Annotated in this window: 18 protein-coding genes and 1 tRNA gene; 10 read left to right on the top strand and 9 right to left on the bottom strand. The window is 63.8% G+C overall.

What is annotated here, in order from left to right; genetic code table 11:
• Positions 1-152 precede the first annotated feature (152 nt).
• On the top strand, positions 153-2288 hold the full coding sequence (locus tag GA0004734_RS09355; protein ID WP_092933185.1) for a sodium-translocating pyrophosphatase: 2136 nt from the start codon (positions 153-155) through the stop codon (positions 2286-2288).
• Between the two features lie 130 nt (positions 2289-2418).
• Here GA0004734_RS09355 and GA0004734_RS09360 read toward each other — a convergent pair whose 3' ends face one another.
• Positions 2419-2955 carry an outer membrane protein assembly factor BamE gene (locus tag GA0004734_RS09360; protein ID WP_175386291.1) on the bottom strand — a complete coding sequence of 179 codons (537 nt, stop codon included), beginning with the start codon at positions 2953-2955 and terminating at the stop codon, positions 2419-2421.
• Between the two features lie 141 nt (positions 2956-3096).
• Between GA0004734_RS09360 and GA0004734_RS09365 the strand changes: the two genes are divergently transcribed.
• The 7 genes from GA0004734_RS09365 (at position 3097) to GA0004734_RS09395 (ending at position 8566) form a co-directional block, all read left to right on the top strand.
• The gene (locus tag GA0004734_RS09365) at positions 3097-3690 is read left to right on the top strand and encodes a ubiquinol-cytochrome C chaperone family protein (RefSeq protein ID WP_092936124.1); all 594 of its coding nucleotides are present in this window, start codon (positions 3097-3099) and stop codon (positions 3688-3690) included.
• Positions 3687-4238, top strand: a complete 552-nt coding sequence (locus GA0004734_RS09370) for a YceD family protein (protein ID WP_092933189.1) — start codon at positions 3687-3689, stop codon at positions 4236-4238. Before GA0004734_RS09365 ends, GA0004734_RS09370 begins: the two co-directional genes overlap by 4 nt.
• A 217-nt stretch (positions 4239-4455) precedes the next feature.
• Entirely contained in the window at positions 4456-5514 is a 1059-nt protein-coding gene (plsX, locus tag GA0004734_RS09375) for a phosphate acyltransferase PlsX (RefSeq protein ID WP_092933191.1), read from the top strand.
• A 7-nt stretch (positions 5515-5521) separates the two neighbouring features.
• Positions 5522-6493 carry a beta-ketoacyl-ACP synthase III gene (locus tag GA0004734_RS09380; protein ID WP_092933193.1) on the top strand — a complete coding sequence of 324 codons (972 nt, stop codon included), beginning with the start codon at positions 5522-5524 and terminating at the stop codon, positions 6491-6493.
• 117 nt (positions 6494-6610) lie between these two features.
• The gene (locus GA0004734_RS09385) at positions 6611-6949 is read left to right on the top strand and encodes an integration host factor subunit alpha (protein ID WP_062468629.1); all 339 of its coding nucleotides are present in this window, start codon (positions 6611-6613) and stop codon (positions 6947-6949) included.
• Positions 6950-7152: 203 nt separating this feature from the next.
• Complete coding sequence (locus GA0004734_RS09390) at positions 7153-7695, top strand: MerR family transcriptional regulator (RefSeq protein WP_092933195.1); 543 nt, start codon at positions 7153-7155, stop codon at positions 7693-7695.
• Positions 7696-8167: 472 nt separating this feature from the next.
• Positions 8168-8566: a hypothetical protein gene (locus GA0004734_RS09395; protein ID WP_092933197.1), complete on the top strand. Its 399-nt coding sequence runs from the start codon at positions 8168-8170 to the stop codon at positions 8564-8566.
• A gap of 387 nt (positions 8567-8953) precedes the next feature.
• On the opposite strand, the gene GA0004734_RS09400 is transcribed toward GA0004734_RS09395, so the two are convergent.
• Positions 8954-9030: transfer RNA gene (locus GA0004734_RS09400), tRNA-Pro, on the bottom strand.
• A gap of 227 nt (positions 9031-9257) precedes the next feature.
• On the opposite strand from GA0004734_RS09400, the gene GA0004734_RS09405 reads away from it, so the two are divergent.
• The gene (locus GA0004734_RS09405; protein ID WP_092933199.1) at positions 9258-9782 is read left to right on the top strand and encodes a BA14K family protein; all 525 of its coding nucleotides are present in this window, start codon (positions 9258-9260) and stop codon (positions 9780-9782) included.
• Between the two features lie 139 nt (positions 9783-9921).
• On the opposite strand, the gene GA0004734_RS09410 is transcribed toward GA0004734_RS09405, so the two are convergent.
• The 5 genes from GA0004734_RS09410 to GA0004734_RS09430 form a co-directional block, all read right to left on the bottom strand.
• Positions 9922-11190: a glycosyltransferase family 4 protein gene (locus GA0004734_RS09410; RefSeq protein WP_245292383.1), complete on the bottom strand. Its 1269-nt coding sequence runs from the start codon at positions 11188-11190 to the stop codon at positions 9922-9924.
• 22 nt (positions 11191-11212) lie between these two features.
• Complete coding sequence (locus GA0004734_RS09415) at positions 11213-12481, bottom strand: O-antigen ligase family protein (RefSeq protein ID WP_092933201.1); 1269 nt, start codon at positions 12479-12481, stop codon at positions 11213-11215.
• Positions 12478-14040 (bottom strand): undecaprenyl-phosphate glucose phosphotransferase, encoded by a 1563-nt coding sequence (locus tag GA0004734_RS09420; RefSeq protein ID WP_092936128.1) that lies wholly within the window; start codon positions 14038-14040, stop codon positions 12478-12480. The genes GA0004734_RS09415 and GA0004734_RS09420 overlap by 4 nt, the downstream gene beginning before the upstream one ends.
• Positions 14041-14230: 190 nt before the next feature.
• Positions 14231-15409: a glycosyltransferase family 4 protein gene (locus GA0004734_RS09425; RefSeq protein WP_245292384.1), complete on the bottom strand. Its 1179-nt coding sequence runs from the start codon at positions 15407-15409 to the stop codon at positions 14231-14233.
• Between the two features lie 4 nt (positions 15410-15413).
• Positions 15414-15989: a polysaccharide biosynthesis/export family protein gene (locus GA0004734_RS09430; protein ID WP_092933205.1), complete on the bottom strand. Its 576-nt coding sequence runs from the start codon at positions 15987-15989 to the stop codon at positions 15414-15416.
• A gap of 201 nt (positions 15990-16190) precedes the next feature.
• Between GA0004734_RS09430 and GA0004734_RS09435 the strand changes: the two genes are divergently transcribed.
• Positions 16191-18428, top strand: coding sequence for a GumC family protein (locus tag GA0004734_RS09435; RefSeq protein WP_092933207.1), 2238 nt, complete (start codon positions 16191-16193; stop codon positions 18426-18428).
• A gap of 7 nt (positions 18429-18435) precedes the next feature.
• On the opposite strand, the gene GA0004734_RS09440 is transcribed toward GA0004734_RS09435, so the two are convergent.
• A complete protein-coding gene (locus GA0004734_RS09440; RefSeq protein ID WP_092933209.1) occupies positions 18436-19698 on the bottom strand; it encodes a GNAT family N-acetyltransferase in 1263 nt (420 codons plus the stop codon).
• 144 nt (positions 19699-19842) lie between these two features.
• Positions 19843-20586: a metallophosphoesterase family protein gene (locus GA0004734_RS09445; RefSeq protein ID WP_092933211.1), complete on the bottom strand. Its 744-nt coding sequence runs from the start codon at positions 20584-20586 to the stop codon at positions 19843-19845.
• Positions 20587-20589: the final 3 nt, after the last annotated feature.

Raw genomic sequence — 20589 nt, forward strand, 5'->3', positions numbered from 1 at the left:
CGCCCGCATTGGCCCACGATCCCCGCTTGACCTTGCCGATTCTCCACCGCACTCTCCACCTTGGCCCGGCGTCGCGAGGAGGCGGTGCAGGGCGGGGACGGGATCAGCGGAGCAATGTGCGGCGCGGGTCTCCAAAGGAGGAAACACTCGACATGATTGTTCTACTGGGCGTAATTCTTTGCGGACTGGTTTCGGTGGCCTATGCCATCTGGGCCACGCGGTCCGTGCTGGCTGCCGATCAGGGCAATGCCCGCATGCAGGAAATTGCAGGCTATATCCGTGAGGGGGCGCAGGCCTATCTCGCACGCCAATATCTCACCATCGCCATCGTCGGCGCCATCGTCTTCGTCGCCGCCTGGATGCTGCTGTCGGGCACCGCCGCCATCGGCTTCCTGATCGGTGCCGTTCTCTCGGGCGCGGCCGGCTTCATCGGCATGCATGTCTCCGTGCGGGCGAATGTGCGCACCGCGCAGGCGGCGTCCGTCAGCCTTTCGGCCGGCCTCGATATCGCTTTCAAGTCCGGGGCGATCACCGGCATGCTGGTCGCGGGCCTCGCGCTGCTCGGCGTCTCCCTTTATTACCTCATCCTCACAGTCGGGCTCGGCCATGCCCCCGGCGACCGCGAGGTGATCGATGCGCTCGTTTCGCTCGGCTTCGGCGCATCGCTGATCTCGATCTTCGCGCGGCTCGGCGGCGGCATCTTCACCAAGGGCGCGGATGTCGGCGGCGATCTCGTCGGCAAGGTCGAGGCCGGCATCCCCGAGGACGACCCGCGCAACCCCGCGACCATTGCCGACAATGTCGGCGATAACGTCGGCGACTGCGCCGGCATGGCGGCCGACCTGTTCGAGACCTATGCCGTCTCGATCGTCGCGACCATGGTGCTGGCCGCCATCTTCTTTGCCGGCAGCGCGGCACTGGTTACTACCATGGTCTATCCGCTCGCCATCTGCGGCACCTGCATCATCACCTCGATCATCGGCACCTTCTTCGTCAAACTCGGCTCCAACGGCTCGATCATGGGCGCGCTCTATCGCGGCCTGATCGTGACCGGCCTCCTGTCGATCGTCGGGCTCGCTCTGGCGACGACGGTGACCATCGGCTGGGGCGTCATCGGCACCGTCGATGGCAAGGAGATCACCGGTACGAGCCTGTTCGTCTGCGGCATCCTCGGTCTGGTGGTCACCGCTCTGATCGTCGTCATCACCGAATACTACACCGGCACCAACAAGCGCCCGGTCAATTCCATCGCCCAGGCCTCCGTCAGCGGACACGGCACCAACGTCATTCAAGGCCTGGCCGTCTCGCTCGAATCGACGGCACTTCCCGCCATTGTCATCGTCGGCGGCATCATCACGACCTACCAGCTCGCCGGCCTGTTCGGCACCGGCATCGCCGTCACCGCCATGCTCGGCATCGCCGGCATGATCGTGGCGCTCGACGCCTTCGGCCCGGTGACCGACAATGCCGGCGGCATCGCCGAGATGGCGCATCTGCCGCCGGAAGTCCGCAAGTCCACCGACGCACTGGATGCCGTGGGCAATACGACCAAGGCGGTGACCAAGGGCTATGCGATCGGCTCGGCCGGGCTCGGGGCGCTGGTGCTGTTCGCAGCCTATGCCAACGACCTGAAATATTTCGCCGCCAATGGCGACAAATATCCCTACTACGGCGATGTCGGCGTGATCTCCTTCGATCTCTCCAACCCCTATGTCGTCGCCGGACTGATCTTCGGCGGCATGATCCCCTATCTCTTCGGCGGGATCGCCATGACGGCGGTCGGCCGGGCGGCAGGCTCGGTGGTAGAGGAGGTGCGCCGGCAGTTTCGCGAAAAGCCGGGCATCATGGCCGGCACCGACAAGCCCGATTACGGCCGGGCGGTGGATATGCTGACCAAAGCGGCGATCCGCGAGATGATCGTGCCGTCGCTGCTGCCGGTTCTCGCACCCGTGGTCGTTTATTTCGGCGTGCTCGCTATCTCGGGCTCCAAGGCCTCGGCCTTCGCCGCCCTCGGCGCGTCGCTGCTGGGCGTCATCGTCAACGGGCTCTTCGTCGCGATCTCGATGACATCGGGTGGCGGCGCCTGGGACAATGCCAAGAAGAGCTTCGAGGATGGCTTCGTCGACAAGGACGGGCAACGCCACCTCAAGGGTTCGGACGCCCACAAGGCCTCCGTCACCGGCGATACGGTAGGCGATCCCTACAAGGACACTGCCGGCCCGGCCGTGAACCCGGCGATCAAGATCACCAATATCGTGGCGCTTCTACTGCTCGCCGTTCTCGCCTGACACGGTTTCCGGTCGATCGGACCGAAACCCTATGAGCAGCGTAAAGGCAAAAAGAAACCCGCAGTGCCCTCGGCGCTGCGGGTCTTATCGTGTCGTCCCCTCGGTCTGTCGACGGGAAACGAGATGAAGCTCAGAGGCCGCCGCTGTTGCCGCTGCCCGACAGAACGGAACGTGCCATGCCCTTGCCGATGCCGTTGCCGGTCAGAAGCTGGCTGAGGAAGGTGAGTTCCTTGCCGCCTGTCGGCGTGGTGCGGGAGATCATGTCGAACACCTTGCCGTCCTGCTGCGTGTAGTGCGCGAGCTGGGATACGGTGCCGTCCTTGTCGAAGTAGACGGCGAGAATGCTCTGGTCGATCAGCTTCGGCTTCATGAAGGCGACCGGGCGGCGGCGCTTCTGCGAGATGTAGTAGAACACCTCGTTGTCGAAGGTCGCGGTGGTCGAGGGCGTGCCGAGCGAAAGCAGCACCTGCTCGCGGCTGGAGCCGACAGGCACAAGCGCCAGCGTCTCCTGATCCACCACATAGCCCTGGTTATAGGTCTGCGACACGGTGAACAGGTCGCCAGAACTCTGGCAGCCGGCCAGAAGGCCCGCGCAGAGGGTGACGGCGAGGCCCGCCCGGTTTAGAAACTGCATGTCGGACTTGAAAAAACGTCTCGTCAACGACATCTCCCTTGAAGATACGCCGGCAGATGCGCCATTGCTTTTCGTGCCTGCTTCGGTAAACCAGCTTCCGCGATCATGCAACAACACGATGCGCGTGCCCCCGGTCTTTCAGAGTGTTTGAAGCGGGGAAAGTTGGGCTTAATGATGTTTTTCGGCCTGTTCGGCAAAAAAAACGGCAATGCCGCGATCGTCGCCCGTCAGTATGACCATCTGACGGCCGCAGCGCGCCAGCCTGTGCTCTATGAAAGCATGGATGTGCCCGATACCGTCATGGGACGGTTCGAAATGGTCTCGGCCGTGCTGATTCTCTACTTCCGCCGCACACGGGCCTCCGCCCGGGCAGGGCAGGAGATCGCGCAGGAGATCGTGGATGCCTTCTTCGAGGACGTCGATCACTCGATCCGCGAACTCGGCGTCGGCGATGTCAGCGTGCCCAAGCGCATGAAAAAGCTGGCCTCCATGTTCTATGGCCGGCTGGAGAGCTATTCCGCAGCGCTGGACCAGGCCGACCAGCCGGCGCTGGAGGCAGCACTTCGGCGCAATTTTCATCCCAAGGCCGAGGGGTCGGCGCCCTCGATGGCAGCCCTTGCCGCCTATATGATGTCGGCCGAGGCTGTGCTGACCGCAACCGGCGAGGATCAGGTCGAGACGGGAGTGTTGGCGATCCCCACGCCTGAGGCTCTGCCGATGCCGGAAACCTTGACTGCAGACGACGCTCGACAAAGGAATGACCTGTGAAGCCCGATGAAATCTCCGCCTATTCCCATCCGGTCAAGGTCAGCACCCTTTCTGCCAGCCTGACGAACCTGCGTCTCGAGGCCGACGCGCAGGCGCTGGAAGCACTGGCGCGCCAGTGGAACGTGACGGAGGTCCGCAGCCTCAAGGCCGACCTGCAGATTGCCCGATGGAAGAAGGACGGGGTACGGGTGAAGGGCCGTGTGATGGCGGATCTGGTGCAGGAATGCGTGGTGACGCTGGAGCCGGTGGAAAGCCACATCGACGAACCGGTGGAAGCAACCTACGTGCCGGACGGATCGAAGCTCGCCCGCGCGCTGACCGTCGAGACTGCCGAGACGGTGGTCGATCCCGATGGTCCGGATGCGCCCGATATCTTCGTCGGCGACACGATCGACATCGGCCAGACGGTGGCCGAGCATGCGGCGATGGCGATCGATCCCTATCCGAAAAAGGCGGGTGCCGCCTTTCCGGGCCACATCGAAAGCACCGAGAAGGACGACAAGCGCCCCAACCCATTTGCCGCCCTGAAGGACTGGAAGAAAGACTGAAAGCGAGAGCGAATTGCGCCTGTTCATAGGTTTTTCAGGTATGACTTATGAAAAAACAGGCATTTTGGCGGAAAACTGGCCGCCCGAACTGCGGGATCGGCTCGCATTCCCCGGCGTGAACGGTTAAGGACCACTTCGTGTCGCCATGCGCGATCGCTAGCGCGATCTGGCGCGGGCGGGCAGGCGGGTACGAAACGGACAGCAGGATAGGAAACACGTGGTCAGAATTTCCCTCGATCTGATGGGCGGCGATCATGGTCCGCAGGTCATCATCCCCGGCGCCGCCAAGGCGCTCGAGCGGCATCCCGACATCCGATTCGTGCTCTATGGTCTGGAGGCAGACTGCCTGCCGATCCTGGAGAAGTATCCGAAGGTCAAGGCGGCAAGCACGTTCCACCCCTGCGAGATCGCCATCGCCATGGACGAGAAGCCGAGCCAGGCGCTGCGCCGTGGCCGCGGCAAGGCGTCCATGTGGCAGGCGATCGATGCGATCAACCGAAACGAGGCCGACGTCGTCGTCTCCGCCGGCAATACCGGCGCGCTGATGGCCATGTCCGTCTTCTGCCTGCGCACCATGTCCGGCATCCAGCGCCCGGCGATCGCGGCGATCTGGCCGACGCTCAAGGGAGAGAGCATCGTGCTCGATGTCGGCGCGACGATCGGTGCGGACGCCCAGCAGCTGATGGATTTCGCCCTGATGGGCGGCGCGATGGCGCGGGCACTCTTCGAGATGGACCGTCCGACCGTCGGTTTGCTGAATGTTGGCGTCGAGGAGATGAAGGGTCAGGAGGACGTCAAGGAAGCCGGCCGGCTCATCCGCGAGGCCAATCTCGACGGCATCGACTATTTCGGCTTCGTGGAAGGCGACGATATCGGGCGCGGCACCGTGGATGTCGTTGTCACCGAAGGCTTTTCCGGCAATATCGCGCTGAAGGCGGCCGAAGGCACCGCCCGCCAGATCGCGGAATATCTGCGCGCGGCCATGTCCCGTACTCTTTTGGCCAAGATCGGCTATATACTGGCGAAAGGCGCCTTCGACCGTCTGCGCGAGAAGATGGACCCGCGCAAGGTCAATGGCGGCGTCTTCCTCGGCCTCAACGGTGTGGTGATCAAGAGCCATGGCGGCGCGGATGCCGAAGGTTTTGCAGCAGCGATCGATGTCGGCTACGACATGGTCCGCAACGGTTTGAAAGCCAAGATCGAGACCGACTTGGACAAATACCGCGCGACCCGGGTCCCCGAGGGGACGCCGACGGGTGCCGGTGGTGAGGTTTGACAAAGACATGATCCGTTCTGTGGTTCGCGGGTTCGGGGCAGCGCTTCCGAAACAAGTGGTGACCAATCGTGACCTGGAGGCGAGGGTCGACACGACCGACGAGTGGATCGTGCAGCGAACCGGCATCCGTCAGCGCTACATCGCCGGGGAAGGCGAAACGACGGCATCGCTCGGCGAAGCCGCCGCACGCGCAGCTCTCGACCGCGCGGGCCTGACGCCGGCGGACATCGACGTCATCATTCTCGCGACCTCGACGCCGGACAACACGTTTCCGGCCAGCGCCGTCAATATCCAGGCGCGGCTCGGCATGCATCACGGTGCCGCCTTCGACATACAGGCGGTGTGTTCCGGCTTCGTCTATGCCATGGCCACGGCCGACGCCTATATTCGCGGGGGACTTGCGCGCCGTATCCTCGTCATCGGTGCGGAGACCTTCTCCCGGATCATCGACTGGAACGACCGCACCACCTGCGTGCTCTTCGGCGACGGTGCCGGCGCAGTGGTGCTGGAGGCCGGGGAGGGCGACGGCACGATCGCGGATCGCGGTATCCTGACCGCTCACCTGCGCTCCGATGGCGCCCACCGCGAAAAGCTCTATGTCGACGGCGGTCCGTCCTCCACCGGCACGGTCGGCCATCTGCGCATGGAAGGCCGCGAGGTCTTCAAGCATGCCGTCGGCATGATTACCGACGTGATCGAGCAGGCCTTCGACGCGACGGGCACCACGGCCGACGACATTGACTGGCTGGTGCCCCACCAGGCCAACCGCCGCATCATCGACGGCTCGGCCAAGAAGCTCGGCATCCCCCCGGAAAAGGTCGTCATCACCGTCGACCTCCACGGCAACACGTCCGCGGCTTCCATTCCGCTGGCGCTGAACGAAGCCGCCTCCGACGGACGCATCAAGACGGGCGATCTCGTTCTGCTCGAAGCCATGGGCGGCGGTTTCACCTGGGGCTCCGTCCTCATTCGCTGGTAGAGGAAAAGCGAGCGGGCGCTGGTAGATGAAAAGCGTTGGGAATGAAGGCCTTGACCCACGTGGTCAACGGCAATACTCTTCCCGTCAATCGATATTCCAGAACATCGGTGGGGGATCATGAGCGGTAAAACGGTAACGAGAGCAGACCTCGCAGAGGCTGTTTTTCGCAAGGTCGGCCTGTCGCGTACTGAATCCGCCGAGCTGGTCGAGACGGTCATCGACGAGATCTGCAACGCCATCGTTCGCGGGGAAAGCGTCAAGCTGTCCTCGTTCGCCACCTTTCAGGTGCGCGACAAGAACGAGCGCATCGGCCGCAACCCGAAAACGGGCGAGGAGGTGCCTATCTCGCCGCGCCGAGTGATGACCTTCAAGGCATCCAATGTGCTCAAGCAGCGCGTGCTCAAGGCGCATCTGGCCCGCAAGGCCAAGCAGAAGCCGGCCGCACCGGCACCTTGACGGCGAACCGTGCCGGCGGTTTTCGCGGCACCGAAAGGACGTATCCGTTTTTTCCGGTTGAAAACCCTCGCCTAAGCCGTTGAAAGACGGCCCGATTGTGCGATCATGGCCCCTAGAGCGGATCGCTGTCCCGAATCGGGACGCGGCGGCACCCGGCCACGGCTTTCAAGGCTCGTGGCGCACCTGGCGTGATTGAGGACGATATGGACAAGAGCCCGGATGCGTTTCGCACGATCAGCGAAGTCGCCGACGATCTCGACCTGCCGCAGCACGTGCTGCGCTTCTGGGAGACGCGGTTCATCCAGATCAAGCCCATGAAGCGGGGCGGGGGCCGACGGTATTACCGGCCCGAGGATGTGGACCTGCTGAAGGGCATCCGCCACCTGCTCTACGACCACGGCTACACCATCAAGGGCGTGCAGAAGCTCCTGAAGATGAACGGCAACAAGTTCGTGGCGGCCATCGCCAGCGGCGACCTTGCCACTGTCGAGGCACTGGCTGCAGCCAGCAACGATGAAGCGCCGTCGCAGCAGCAGCCCAAAGTCGGCATGCCCGACGACGACCAGATCGTCGGCCGCGCGAAACTCCCCACCAGCCGCCGCTTTTTCTCCTTCGGCAACGGCACCGACGACATGCCCGAAGTCTCCGTCGGCAAGACCTCCGTTAACAAGGAAGACCGGGCGCTGTTACAAGAGGCGCTGTACGACCTTCTGGAGTGCAAGCGGCTGCTGGATCAGGTGCGGTAACGATGCCGCCACCGGCAATGTCGCATGGTGTATCGAAGGGTGCAGCGAGGGACGATAGCGCGGATGCGCTGCGTCCCATGCGACAGGGTGTTTTTGCATCAGGCTTCGCGCGATCCGGACACCAGCGAACGATGCTCCGGTAGAATGCCTGCCGGAACCTCAAGGTGACCCTAACTCGACCGTGAGCGTCGGCTCGTATACTGGCGCCGTCTGGAGCGGTCGGCCATGGGAGCGAGACTGGCGGTTGGAACGACCGCGTACAAGGCCGACGATGCGAGCGTGCCGACGATCCGTCATATGAGCGTGAATCCATGTAGTGAAGAGTTCCACAGACATTCCGCATGGTGCGGTTGCCGACACTTGCCCGCCAGCGGCCCGAAAAGAGCCGGTCGGGCGGAACAGCTTGCCGTTGGCGCGGTTAAACGGGCCTCAATACCGACAACGTTGCCGGTAAACAGAGGAGAAGAGAGCAATGGTAAAGACCTATTTAACGGCCGCACTGGTCGCCCTGAGCCTGGCCGGAACCGCCGTCGCACAGACCGGCACGAGCACGTCCGGCGCCGCGAACGGGGCTGCGCCCATGACGGGCGACCAGCCGACCACGAGTGGCAGCGGCGATGCGTCCGGCGCGGGGACTGCTGGCGCGACCGGCACCGGCAACGCCACGATGAACAACGACGCGGCACCGATGACCGGCGATCAGCCCACGACGAGCGGTGGCAGCGGGACAACTGGATCGACATCGGGCACAGGTGCGATGAGTACCGGAACAGAGGCTCCGCCGGCCTCCACGGCGCCGATGACGGGAGACCAGCCATGCCCGGCCGGTGCAACGACGACAGCTTCCGGCGCGAAGTGCACCACGCCGTAACGAGCGCTCACCGCTCTACGGACTTCGGCGCCCCGGGACTGGCACAAGGTCACCCCGGGGCTGCTGTCATGGAGGCTGCACAGTTCACGCGTAGAAAAGTTTCCGTCAGCGACATAGACGCCGTGACAGGAAAAGTGCTTCTGGAAATCCGGGAGTTGCAAAGACCTGTTCGCCCATGTCTGAGCCGGGGGGTGTGAATACAGCGATAATGACGGTATTATGCTGAAAAATAGTGTGTCCGCCCGCCCGGATTCCACGACAGGCAGACTCCACACCCAAGCACCCGATTGTCATAATATGGAAAAGCCAAGAGGATCTGGCCACGACCCGGTATAGGGCACGAGCTCTGGGGGAGCTCGATTCAACCAATCGAATGGCTGATCTAAATGGTCGGAATGGCCGGATTCGAACCGACGACCCCTTGACCCCCAGTCAAGTGCGCTACCGGGCTGCGCTACATTCCGTTCCGAGGGAAGGCCTATATTCTCAGGCTTGAAGGTGCAAGGAGAAAATAGGCCGGGCTTGAGAAAATGGTGGATTGGGGCTCGGCTCTCTGGAGTTTCCGGCTCCGATGTCGAGATGCCCACGGGCAAGAGGGGCCGGTCGCGCTATTGTGATGGTCTTGGCGGCGATCGACATATTGTTTCGCTTCCTTCGCGTTCTAACTTCCGTACTACGGAAGGAGACATCCATGAAGAAACTTATCATTGCATTCGTGTCGCTCGTCACCGCATTTTCCGGCATCGGGCCAGTGAACGCCATGCCGTTGGCGAAAACAGAGCCGGTTCAGACGAGAACGGACGTCCAGCAGGTTCGCGATCGTGTTATCATCCGCCGCCACCACGGGCGTGGGAATTGGAACCGTGACCGTGGCCATTGGCGGGGTGATCGTGCGTTTCGCACGCTGAACGGCCACCGCGATTGGCGGGGAAACCGCGGCTACCGCTATGATCGCCGTTACCGTGACCGCTACTATCGCAATGGCTATTACCGGGATCGCGGCGTTGGACTTGCGCTAGGCGGCCTTGCTGCCGGTGCGATCATCGGCGGTGCGCTCAACTCGCAGCCGCGTTACGTCCGTCCCGGCTATACACGTGCTTATGGCGGCAACTCGCACGTCGCATGGTGCCAGGCACGCTATCGGTCGTATCGCGCCTATGACAATAGCTACCAGCCCTATAATGGCCCACGCCGTCTGTGCAACTCGCCCTATTAAGACTAACGGAGAGCTGGAACGAGCTATCCGACAAAACAGCAAACGCCTGCCGCATGTACGGCAGGCGTTTTGCGTTTCCGGAAGGCAAAAAGGTCGGCGACGTCTAGGCGAAGAGGCGGCCATTGGGCCACCCGCAGCGTCAGCGACGGGTGCCGAGCATCTTGTAGACGGCTTCCGTCTTGTCGATCATGACATCGAGGGCGAAGCGGGCGCGGGCATGATCGGCGGCAGCGCGGAAGGCCTGGTATTTGGCGGGCTCGGCGAGCGTTATCATCGCGCTGGCGAGCTTTGTGGAGTCGCCGTCATTGGGAACGATGATGCCGGTCGCACCTTCCTCCACCGCCGTCGTCGCACCGCCCACGGCGGTGGAGATGATCGGCCGGCCGGCAGCGGCGGCCTCGAGCATGACATAGGACATGGCCTCGTAGCGGCTTGGCATGACGAGGCAGTCGAAAGCGGGGATGGCCTGCGGGCCTGAGAAGGCGGATGTGAGGTGGATGCGGCTTTGCAGGCCGCTCGCGGCGATGGCTGCACGCACCGGCGCATCCTGTTCGCCAAAGCCGATCATGATGAGATGGGCTTCCGGCAGCTTTGCCGCCGCGTGACGGAAGGCTTCGATGAGGCGCTCGGGCGCCTTCTGGTGCGACAGCCGGCCGACGAAGCCGAAGACGAAGGTTTCCGGCGTGATGCCGAAGCTCGCTCGCACCGTCATCGCCATGTCTTTCACGGGCTGCGAAACGCCGTTGACGATCACCGACATCCGGTTCTCTGGAATGCCGAGCGCGACGGCATGGCGATACTCGTCCTCCGAGACGCAGATGAGGTGATCGGTGAGGAAACGGCCGAGAAAGGTCTCGACCGAGCCGAACAACTTGCGGCCGCTGGAGCCGAGCGTCGGATCCATCGTGCGGAAGGCATGCGGCGTGTAGATGCGCGGCACGTGCCGGCCGGGGAGGCGCAGGCGCGCGAGCGCTCCGGCCTTGGAGCTGTGGCCATGGACGATATCGAAACCGCCGCGGGAGATGATTCGGTTGAGCTTCTTCCACGAGGCGATATCGGCGCGGCCGGGCGAACGGGTCATCTCGACCTTGTGGATGGCGGGAAGGCCGAGCGACTTCAGTTCGCGCACGAAGCTTTCCTCGGCGCGAAGCGGTGAGAAGACCGCTTCGACACGGTGCCCGCGCCGCGACAGCCCGTGGCAGAGATCGAGGAAGTGGCGGCCCGAGCCGCCGCCGGACGGCTCCAGCACCTGTAGGATCGACAGCGAGGCGCGATCCGCGTCGGTCTCCGGCAGTCCGGCAGGACCGGTCGCTGGCGTTGCCGATCCCTCTGGCCTCTCGGTCGCCGGCCTATGGGTCGCCTGCATGTCGATAGCCTTCGTTTCCGTCGTCGAGGTCGGGATGGTCATGAGGTTCGATCGCGGTGGCATGTCAGGCCGCTGCGCCTTCTGAAGTCGTCTTGTGCGGACCCTGTGCCCGCGACCGTCTGCTGTAGCGGTATTCGAGCGCACCGCAACCCCAGATGATGCCGAGAAGCAGGAAGAAATGGCGCCAGTGATCCGTATCGATCACATTTCCAATACCGACATGCCCGAGCAGCACGATCCAGGCAATCATCATATAGGGTTGCCACGGCCGTTCCAGCAGCATGAAGCGGAAACCGATGGAAAGCGTCCAGACGATCAGTGTCACATAGGAGACGAAGCCGAGCCAGCCATAGGAGGTCAGGGTCTTCAGCCAGATATTGTGCTCATCCTCCGGAAAGATTTTGGAAAACATCATAGGTCCGATACCGAGCGGCTTTTCCATGGACATCAGGAAGCCGATGCGGTGGCGCTCGAAGCGACCGAGATGGCCGCCATCATAATCCTGGACGAGCTGCGTGCGGTTGGAAAACAGGTCGGCGACCTGCGGGATCTGCAGCGCCACCACCAGCGACGTCACCATGAGGATGACGCCGCCGAGCGCGATGACGAAGATCTTCAGGCGGAAGGCACCGGTCCGCTCCTTCAGCAGCATGATGAAGACGAGCATGCAGGCGGAGAAGAGATAAAGCGCCCAGGCGGCACGCGAGAAGGACAGGAACAGGCCGAACGCCATGATGAGAATGCCGACCGCACGCAGCGGCAGGTCGATCATCCGGCCCTTCAGCACCCCGTGAATGAGAAAGAGCGACGGGGCGACGAGGAAGGGACCGAAGACGTTCGGGTCCTGAAAAGCGCCCATGGCGCGGTCGTATCGGGTGAAGGCCTCGCCGCCGGGGATGGCGCCGAAATAACCGAGGATGCCGAGCGTGGCCGTGCCGACGCCAGCGGCGACCCAGGCCCGGAACATCAGCTTCAGCCGCTCATGGCGGGCCTCGATGATGGCGGCGTAGAAGATCGAGGTGATCGCGAGGAAGCCCGAGATCGCCATGTACATCGGCGCGACGTCGAGATCGTCCATGACCGTCAGCGACATGAGGCCGCCCGTCATGAAAAGCACCAGAAGCGTGAAGAGCGGCGCCGTGGAGCGCGAGATGCGCAGGCCGCAGAACGCCCAGACCCCGATGAGGCCGGCAACGAAGAGCTCGTGCGGCGCGGGTTCGACGATGACGAAGCCCTGGAGAAATACGCCGAACGCAACCGCCGCCGAGCCGATGAGCCCGAACGCGGCCAGCTGCGGCCGGAACACACCGACAGGGGCGGCGATCGCGCTCAATATGCGTTTTCCGTGTTGAGAAGGCGGATGGGCGTGAGGAACAGGATTTTCAGATCGAACCAGAGCGACCAGTTCTCGATGTAGTGCAGGTCGAAGGCGGTGCGGAAGCGGATCTTCTCGTCATTGTCGATCTCGCCGCGCCAGCCGTTGATCTGCGCCCAGCCGGTGACGCCGGGCTTCACGCGGTGGCGCGCGAAGTAGCCTTCGACGACATCGCTATAGTTCCGGTCGGCCGTCTGCGCGGCGACGGCGTGGGGGCGGGGGCCGACAAGCGACAACTGTCCGCGCAGCACGTTGAAGATCTGCGGAAGCTCGTCGATGGAGGACTTGCGCAGGAAGCGGCCGACGGGGGTGACGCGCGGGTCGCCCTTGGTCACGGCGTTGCGAGCGCTGGGGTCGCTCATATCGGTGTACATGGAGCGGAACTTGTAGACCTCGATCTGCTCGTTGTTGAAGCCGTGGCGCATCTGCTTGAAGATGATCGGGCCGGGGGAACTCAGCTTGACGGCGAGGGCCGCGCCGATGAAAACCGGCCACAGGAGCACGAGCGCGACGATGCTGAAGACGACGTCGAAGATGCGCTTGGCAACAGAGTCCCAGTCGGCGATCGGCTTGTCGAAGATGTCGAGCATCGGCACCTGGCCGACATGGGAGTAGCTGCGCGGGCGGAAGCGGAGGTTGGCGGCATGGGCGGCCAACCGGATGTCCACGGGCAGGATCCAGAGCTTCTTCAGAAGTTCGAGAATACGGCGCTCGGCCGACAGCGGCAGTGCGATGATCAGCATGTCGATGCGGGCGAGGCGGGCGAAATCAATGAGTTCGGCAAAGGTGCCGAGCTTGGGATATCCGGCGATGATGTTGGGCGAGCGGCGCTCGTCGCGGTCGTCGAAGATGCCGCAGATGCGGATGTCGTTATCCGTCTGCTGCTCGAGGACGCGGATGAGGTCCTTGGCCGGCTGGCCGCCGCCGACGATGACGACGCGGCGTTCCATCATGCCGTTGCGCGCCCAGCGCCGGATGGAGAAGGCGATGACGGCCCGCTCGATCAGGAGAAAGGTCGTGCCGGCGAGAAACCAGATGCCGAAGGACAGGCGGGAATAGGCGTCGCCGGTCTTCAAGAAGAACATGACGATGGTGATGACGCCGAAACCGAGGGTCCAGGCGCCCAGCAGACGCGGCAGGGCACGCGGTACCGAGCGCAGGATGGGGATCTGGTAGCCGTCCGAAAACTGCAGGAAGACGACCGTCAGCGCCGAACTGGCGGCAAGCATGACGCAATATTCGACCCAGCGGCCGAACTCCGGTGCCACGTAGAGGCTGTTGATGATGTAGCCGATGATAAAGAGGGCTGCGAATTCGAAGAGACGCAGACAGCCGAGCACCATGGTGGGCGAGTAGGTGTCGGTGCGGAACTGCGCCGCGATCCGCCGCGCCAGCGGGTTCAGCTCCTTGCGCGGCTCGACCGGGCGCACCTCGTCGCGCGAGATCGTCCGGATTTCAGAGATCTGCCGTCGCAAAGCCTCTGGGTCGAAGGTTTCCGGCTTCTCGATCTGGTTCATGATGCTGCCCATCCTGCCGTTGGCTCGGAAAGACTTAGCAGGGAGGACCTAAGAAACGTTTACGGCAGCGACTGCAATGCGACCCGTTCTAAAATGGGTTAAGGGAAATAACCGCGTCAGTTCAACAGGGTGCAGTGAGACGCCGTACGACATCGCCGGTGTTGCAGAACGGTCGTTCCGACATGCAGGCTCAGCCGCCGGCGTCGTTCGCCAGTCGCCGGTAGAGCTGCATCATTGACGCGGCCATCGTCGACGAGGAGAAGGTCGCCCTGAAGGCTTCCGGATCCGGCATGGTGCGGGTCGCCCAGCCGTCTTCCGTCAGGGCGCGGTGCATGATGCCGGCTAGCGACTGCGCATCGTTGGGTTCGGCCAGGGCTGCGCTGTCGGCCCCGAGGATCTCCGGCATTCCCCCGACACGCGCGGCGATGACGGGTCGGCCGGCCGCAACGGCCTCAAGCACGATATAGGGCATCGACTCCGCTCGCGAGGGCACCACCACGAAGCGCGCTCTGGAGAAAGCCTCCCGGGCCGGCATCGCAGGCGCCATACCGATCCGCTGTCCGAGCCCGCGATGGAGTTTCATGCGCAGGTAGTCTTCCTGCTGTGGCCCGTCGCCGATCATCATGGCGCTCAAGGGTCTGCCCGCAAGGCGCTCCGTGCGTCCCAGCGCATCGATGAAGATGTCGGGACCCTTCATGTCGCGCAGCATGCCGATATAGAGGAAATCGACGGCATCCTGCCCTGGCTCGACGGGAACGAACTCGGCATCCTCGACGCCGTTGTAGATCGTCACGGCCGGCGGGCGAGGCTGGCCGACCTTTGCCTCATAGGTGCGCCGCTCGAAGTCGCAGACGAAGACGAGTGCGTCCGTCGCGTGCTCCTGAAAGCGCTCGAGCGCGAGAATGCCCTTTCCCCTCAGGGTCTTGCGATCGTAGTGAAGGCTGCCGCCATGGGGCGAGTAGAGACGCGCGACGCGGGACCCGTTGATCCGCAAGACGGTGCCGATCATGCGGGCAAGGGCACCGCCCTTGGCACCATGGCCGTGAAGGATATCGGGCCGGAGTTGGCGCAGTTCCTTGTAGCTCGCCCAGAGCGCCCTGGCGTCCGAAGGACCGATGGAGCGCCGAATCGGCAGGCGCACGAGCCCGAGAGCCAGATGGGGCCGGATCTCCTCGAAGAGGCGTTCCTCGTGTGCGCCGCCCGTGGAGCTGTCGCAGAGAATGCCGACATGATGGCCTTCGGCTGCGTGGGCGGCCGCGAGATCGCGCACATGCCGGAAGATGCCGCCGACCGGCGAGCGGAAGCAATGAATGATCCGGAGGGGCCTTCCTTGCGATGGCGGCTCGATGGGCTGTGTCGTTGACGGCATAGGCTCAGAACAGTCGCTCACGAACATAGACGGTGTCGCCCGCCATGATCGGATCGGAAATCGAGACGCGGCCGGTGATGATGCGGCCATTGATCTTGCGGGTGACATCGACCGTCCGCTGGTTGGCGCGCGGCGAGAAGCCGCCGGCGACCGCGATAGCGTTCTGCACCGTCATGCCGGGCACGTAGGAATACTGACCCGACTGCCCGACCTCGCCCATGATGAAAACGGAACGATAGCGATCGACCTCGATCGTCACGTCGGGGTCGCGCAGATAACCGGCGCGCAGCTTCTGCGCGATCATGGTCTCCATCTCGCTCAGCGTATGGCCGCGCGAGGGGACCGAGCCGATGAGCGGGAAGGCGACGTAGCCGGCCTGATCGACGGTGTAGGAACCGGTGAGACCTGCCTGCTCGAAGACGCTGATGCGCAGACGGTCGCCGCTATCCAGCCGGTAGGGCTGAATGGTGGCTTCGCTGAAGGCGCGGGGCGCGGGCTCGTAGCTGCTGCACCCTGCCATCGTGATCGACAGCAGGGCGATACCCAAAGCCAGACCTGACTTCAATCGTGCGAAGGTCATGCGATTCTCGCGTTTCAAGGACGAACGTGATCTTGTTATCGATCCGTTAGGGTTAACAGCCGGTAAAGGAACCGATAGGTCGGTGCAAATCGGAGATCGCTAAAATAGTATATGGAAGACTTATGCCACCCACGCGTTAACGCTCGGGTTACCATCTTTCTTTACCCTGTGCGGCAACAATGCTCGTGTGCAGGTGCGTGGATGTCAGGCTTTAGCGACCGTCAACAGGACGTGGATATCGACCTCGGAGGTCTGTTCCGTGCGATCTGGCGTCGCCGGACGCGGGTACTCCTGACCACGGTGGCCGTGGCCGCACTTGCTTTCACCGCAGCGCACATGATCTCGCCCCGCTACGACAGCGAGGCGCGGCTGCTGATCGAGCCGCGCGAGCCGGAATTCAGCTCGATGACACTGCAACCTTCCGCCGCCAGCGCCACATCCTTCGACGAGCCGGGTATTTCGAGCGAGGTCCAACTGCTGCGGTCTGTGGACCTGATCAAGCAGGTGGCGCGCAACATGCGGCTGCACGAGTTGAAGGAGTTTGACCCGACCGCCGACCCGTCCGCCATCTCCGATATCCTCGTGATGCTCGGCCTCAAGCGCAATCCGCTCGATATGCCGCCGGAAGAACGGGTGCTGAAGGAGTTTCAGGAAAAGCTGCAGGTCTATCAGGTCGAGAAATCGCGGGTCATCGGCATCCAGTTTACCTCGAAGGATAGTGCGCTTGCCGCCGCCATTCCCAACGAGATGGCGAAGATTTATCTCTCGCTCAAGGCCGGCGCGAAGCTCGATTCCAACACGGAGGCGAGCCGCTGGTTGGAGCCCGAGATCGCCAACCTGCGGGAGAAGGTGCGGGCCGCGGAAGCGAAGATCGCCGAATACCGCTCCAGTTCCGATCTGCTGCCCTCCGGTGACAGCGGCACCTTTGCCACGCGCGAGCTCACTGATATCTCGACGGAACTCGCCCGCGTGCGCGGTGACCGGGCGACGGCCGAGGCGCGGGCAGAGAACGTGCGCGCTGCATTGTCCAGCGGCCGCGGCGCCGAGACCCTGAACGAGGTCGTGGGCTCCGCGATGATTCAGCGCCTGAAGGAGTCCGAATCACAGATCCAGAACCAAATGGCCGACCTGTCGACCACGCTGCTCGACGGCCATCCCCGAATCAAGGCTCTGCGCTCTCAGCTGACGGGCATCCGCGCGCAGATCCGCGAGGAAACGCAGAAGATTTTGGCAAGCCTCGAAAACGAGGCGAAGGTCGGCGAACTGCGCGAGCGCCAGCTGACCCAGCAGATGAACACGCTCAAGGCTTCTTCCGCCAAGGCCGGCGAAGACGAGGTCGGCCTGCGCGCGCTGGAACGCGAGGCCGCGGCCCAGCGCCAGCTTCTGGAAACATACCTGTCGCGCTACCGCGAGGCGAGCTCCCGCACCGGCGCCAGCGCTGCGCCGGCCGATGCGCGCGTGATCTCCAGCGCCGTCGAACCGACGGAAGCGAGCTTCCCGAAGATCCTGCCGATCACCATCGTCGCGGCAATGGCGGCCTTTCTCCTGAGCTGCGTCGTCATCATGTTGCAGGAGCTTTTCAGCGGCCGCGCCCTGCGCCCGGTCGGCGGACCCGCCGCGGTGCCGGTCGCGGTCTCCGCGCAACCCATGCCGCCTGTGCCGCCGAACACGCCGGAACCGCGGACGAAGCGCGGCTGGAGCTTTCGGCGGGATGCCGCGATCGTCGGGAGTGCGCGCGGGACGGTGCAGCACACGGTCGCCCGCGACGTTCCCACTGTCGCCTCCTCCTCCGCATCTTCCTCAGATGTTCGGGAACAGGAATTGGCGACCGATGTGCCAATCGACGGCTTCTTCGTGGAGAACGTGGCGGCCGCATTGATCGTCGATCGCGTACCGCTCGCCTTCATCGTATCCCCGACGGGCGATACCGGTTCCCGTCAGACGGTGGCGCTGGCGCGGATGGTCTCGGAGGAGGGGCGGCGCGTCGTGCTGGTCGATCTTACCGCGTCCGGCTGCCCGACGGCCTGGATGGCGATGTCCGCAAACCTGCCCGGAATCACCAATCTGCTCGCCGACGAGATTGCCTTTTCCGATGCGCTCCATGCGGACCGCGGCTCGGACGCGCATATCGTTCCGCGCGGCGATGCCGACCCGGCGGTGGCCATACAGGCGATCGACCGTCTCCAGATCGTCATCGAAGCCCTGACGGATGCCTACGACCTCGTGCTGGTCGAATGTGCAGACGCGGACGCGGAAGCGGTGTCGCGTCTCGCGCGCGCCCATGATGTCGAGATCATCTTTTCGGTGCCCGAGGTTTCCGCCGAGGACATCGTCGAGATCATCACGGAATTTGCGGAAGCCGGCTACGACCACATCCACATCATGGATGCGCAGCTTGCCGATCAGCCCCTGCCGGAGCCCGACCGCCGCGCCGCGTAAGGCGCATTCAGTCCCCGTCGATGTCTGCCGATACCGACGCCGTCTTGCCCTGATGCTTCTGGCGGAACCGCTGGACGGCGCAATAGATCTGGCGGTTCGACTTGATGGCACGCTTGGCGCGCACGATCAGCCGGTGGACGCCGGCCGCGACCCGGCCGCGAAGCGTGAGGGGCAGGATGATATCGTATTGCGCCGTTTCGACCGTGCACCAGGAACGCTTGTAGGGCTGGTCGCCGATTCCGAAATCGAACAGGCGGACGCCTTCGCCGCAGGCCCGCTCGATGATCCTGTAAAACAGGAGTTCGCCCGGGCTCGCATCTGCGGCCAGCGTCTCGTCGATCGACCCGAACTGGCAGATCATGTGGTCGCCCTTGCGCGATACGCCGGCGATGGCCACGATGCGGGTGTCGGCTTCGCTGCGAAGGCGCAGCGCGTGCAGCGCCAGCGGGCGGCTTTCGGCCGTTCCGTCATGGGAAATCGCCGCGCGCAAGAAGGCCTGCGTCGGCGCGTCCCGAAAGACGTTCGGCAACCCCAGAGTCTCGAACCGTGCGGCCTTCTGGGCCAGGAACACGTCAAGAATCGCGCGACGCTCGTCGAGGCCTTCGGCGATGATGTAGTCATAGCCGCCATAGGTCTCCATGCGCCGCTCGGACACGCGGAACTTCTTGCGGCGGCGCTTGGCGTTGAGCTGCGCGAGCGTGGCTGCGAAATCCGGCAGCAGTGGCAACTGGTAGGAGGCATTCTGGTTGCGGATGGAGGGCAGGGAAGCGAGCGCATGGGGCTGGCCCCGCCATTCCAGGGGAATCTTCTCCAGCGTGACGATGTCGGCGACATGGGCAAGCTTGGTGACGAGTTCCTGCCGGACCCATTCCGCCAGTGTCTCGCGCGGCAGGCCGCCCAGGTCCTCGGCGAAGATGCCAGTGTTGATATTGCTGTGCGGCGCGCCGATGAAGCGGGCCGTGCGGAACAGCCCGTTGCGCACCAGCTCGAGCGGCAGGATGAAGATGGTGCGATCGCCAAGCCAGCCGCGCAGCAGAAGCGGCCGCTCGACATGCGTCGCCACCCAGCTTGCGCACCAGTCGAAGCTCTGGTGCAGCGAAACGGTATTGGAGGCCTCCAGCGCCCGCCAGTCCGTTTCCAGCGCGGACATCAGAACATGCACCGACACGATGAGATCCGAAGGCACGCCTGTGGTCACGTCGGTATTGGCTTCGCTGCGTAGGCCCGCGAGCGGGGTGTCGATCGAAAAAGCACTGATATGGGCATTCATCACGAAAGAGCCCTCCGTCTGAAACGCGTTGCCTGCATCTAGCCCGGAAAGCCTCTGACGTTTGCTTAAGCCTGCGCGCATTCGCGCGGCTTCGCTGCGATATCCGAAGACGGGGTTATCGCAGAGTTAAGGCGTGCCGCTTCGTTACACCCAACCTGTGGCAAGCGCCCGCGCCCAGTCCGGGCGGCCGTTCCCCTCCGCAAGACGGGCGGCCAAGACGTGGTCGTAGGCCACGAGCCGGAAGGCGACATCGGTGCTGCCATCCGCACGCTTGTCAATCACGGCATAGGATGCGCGCGGCGTTCCGGTTTCCACCTTATGGGCCACGGGCTCATCGTCCGCATAGGCCGGGCAGCCGACGCTGCCGGGATTGATCACGAGCCGTCCGTCGGACAGCGTGACGAGGCGGGGAATATGCGTATGCGCGCAAAGGAGCACGGGCACGTCAATGCCGGCCGCAAGGCGTTCGATGCGCGCCGCATCCGCTCGGTGCACGACACCCGCCGCGGTCAGGTCCTCCAGCCAGTAGACAAGATCGCTTTCCGGCGTGCCGTGGCAGAGAAAAAGGCCTTGCTCATTCATGTGCCGCGTTGGCGCAAGCGTGCGCAGCCAGGCAAAGTGGCGATCATCGAGCGCTGCATGCGTGAAGCGATCGGTCGCGATCATGGCGTCAGGGGCAAGCGTGATCAGCGCGCGGTCGTGATTGCCGCGGATCGAGACGATATTGCGCGCCATCAGGAGATCGGCCGTGCGGGCCGGGTCGATGGGGCCGCTGAGATGATCGCCGAGATTGGCGATCTCGCGGATGCCCTGGCTGTCGATGTCGGCAAGCACGGCTTCGAGCGCCGGGGCATTGCCGTGGATATCTGCGATGACGGCGATCTTCATGGG

Source organism: Rhizobium sp. 9140, assembly GCF_900067135.1.
Lineage (GTDB): Bacteria > Pseudomonadota > Alphaproteobacteria > Rhizobiales > Rhizobiaceae > Ferranicluibacter.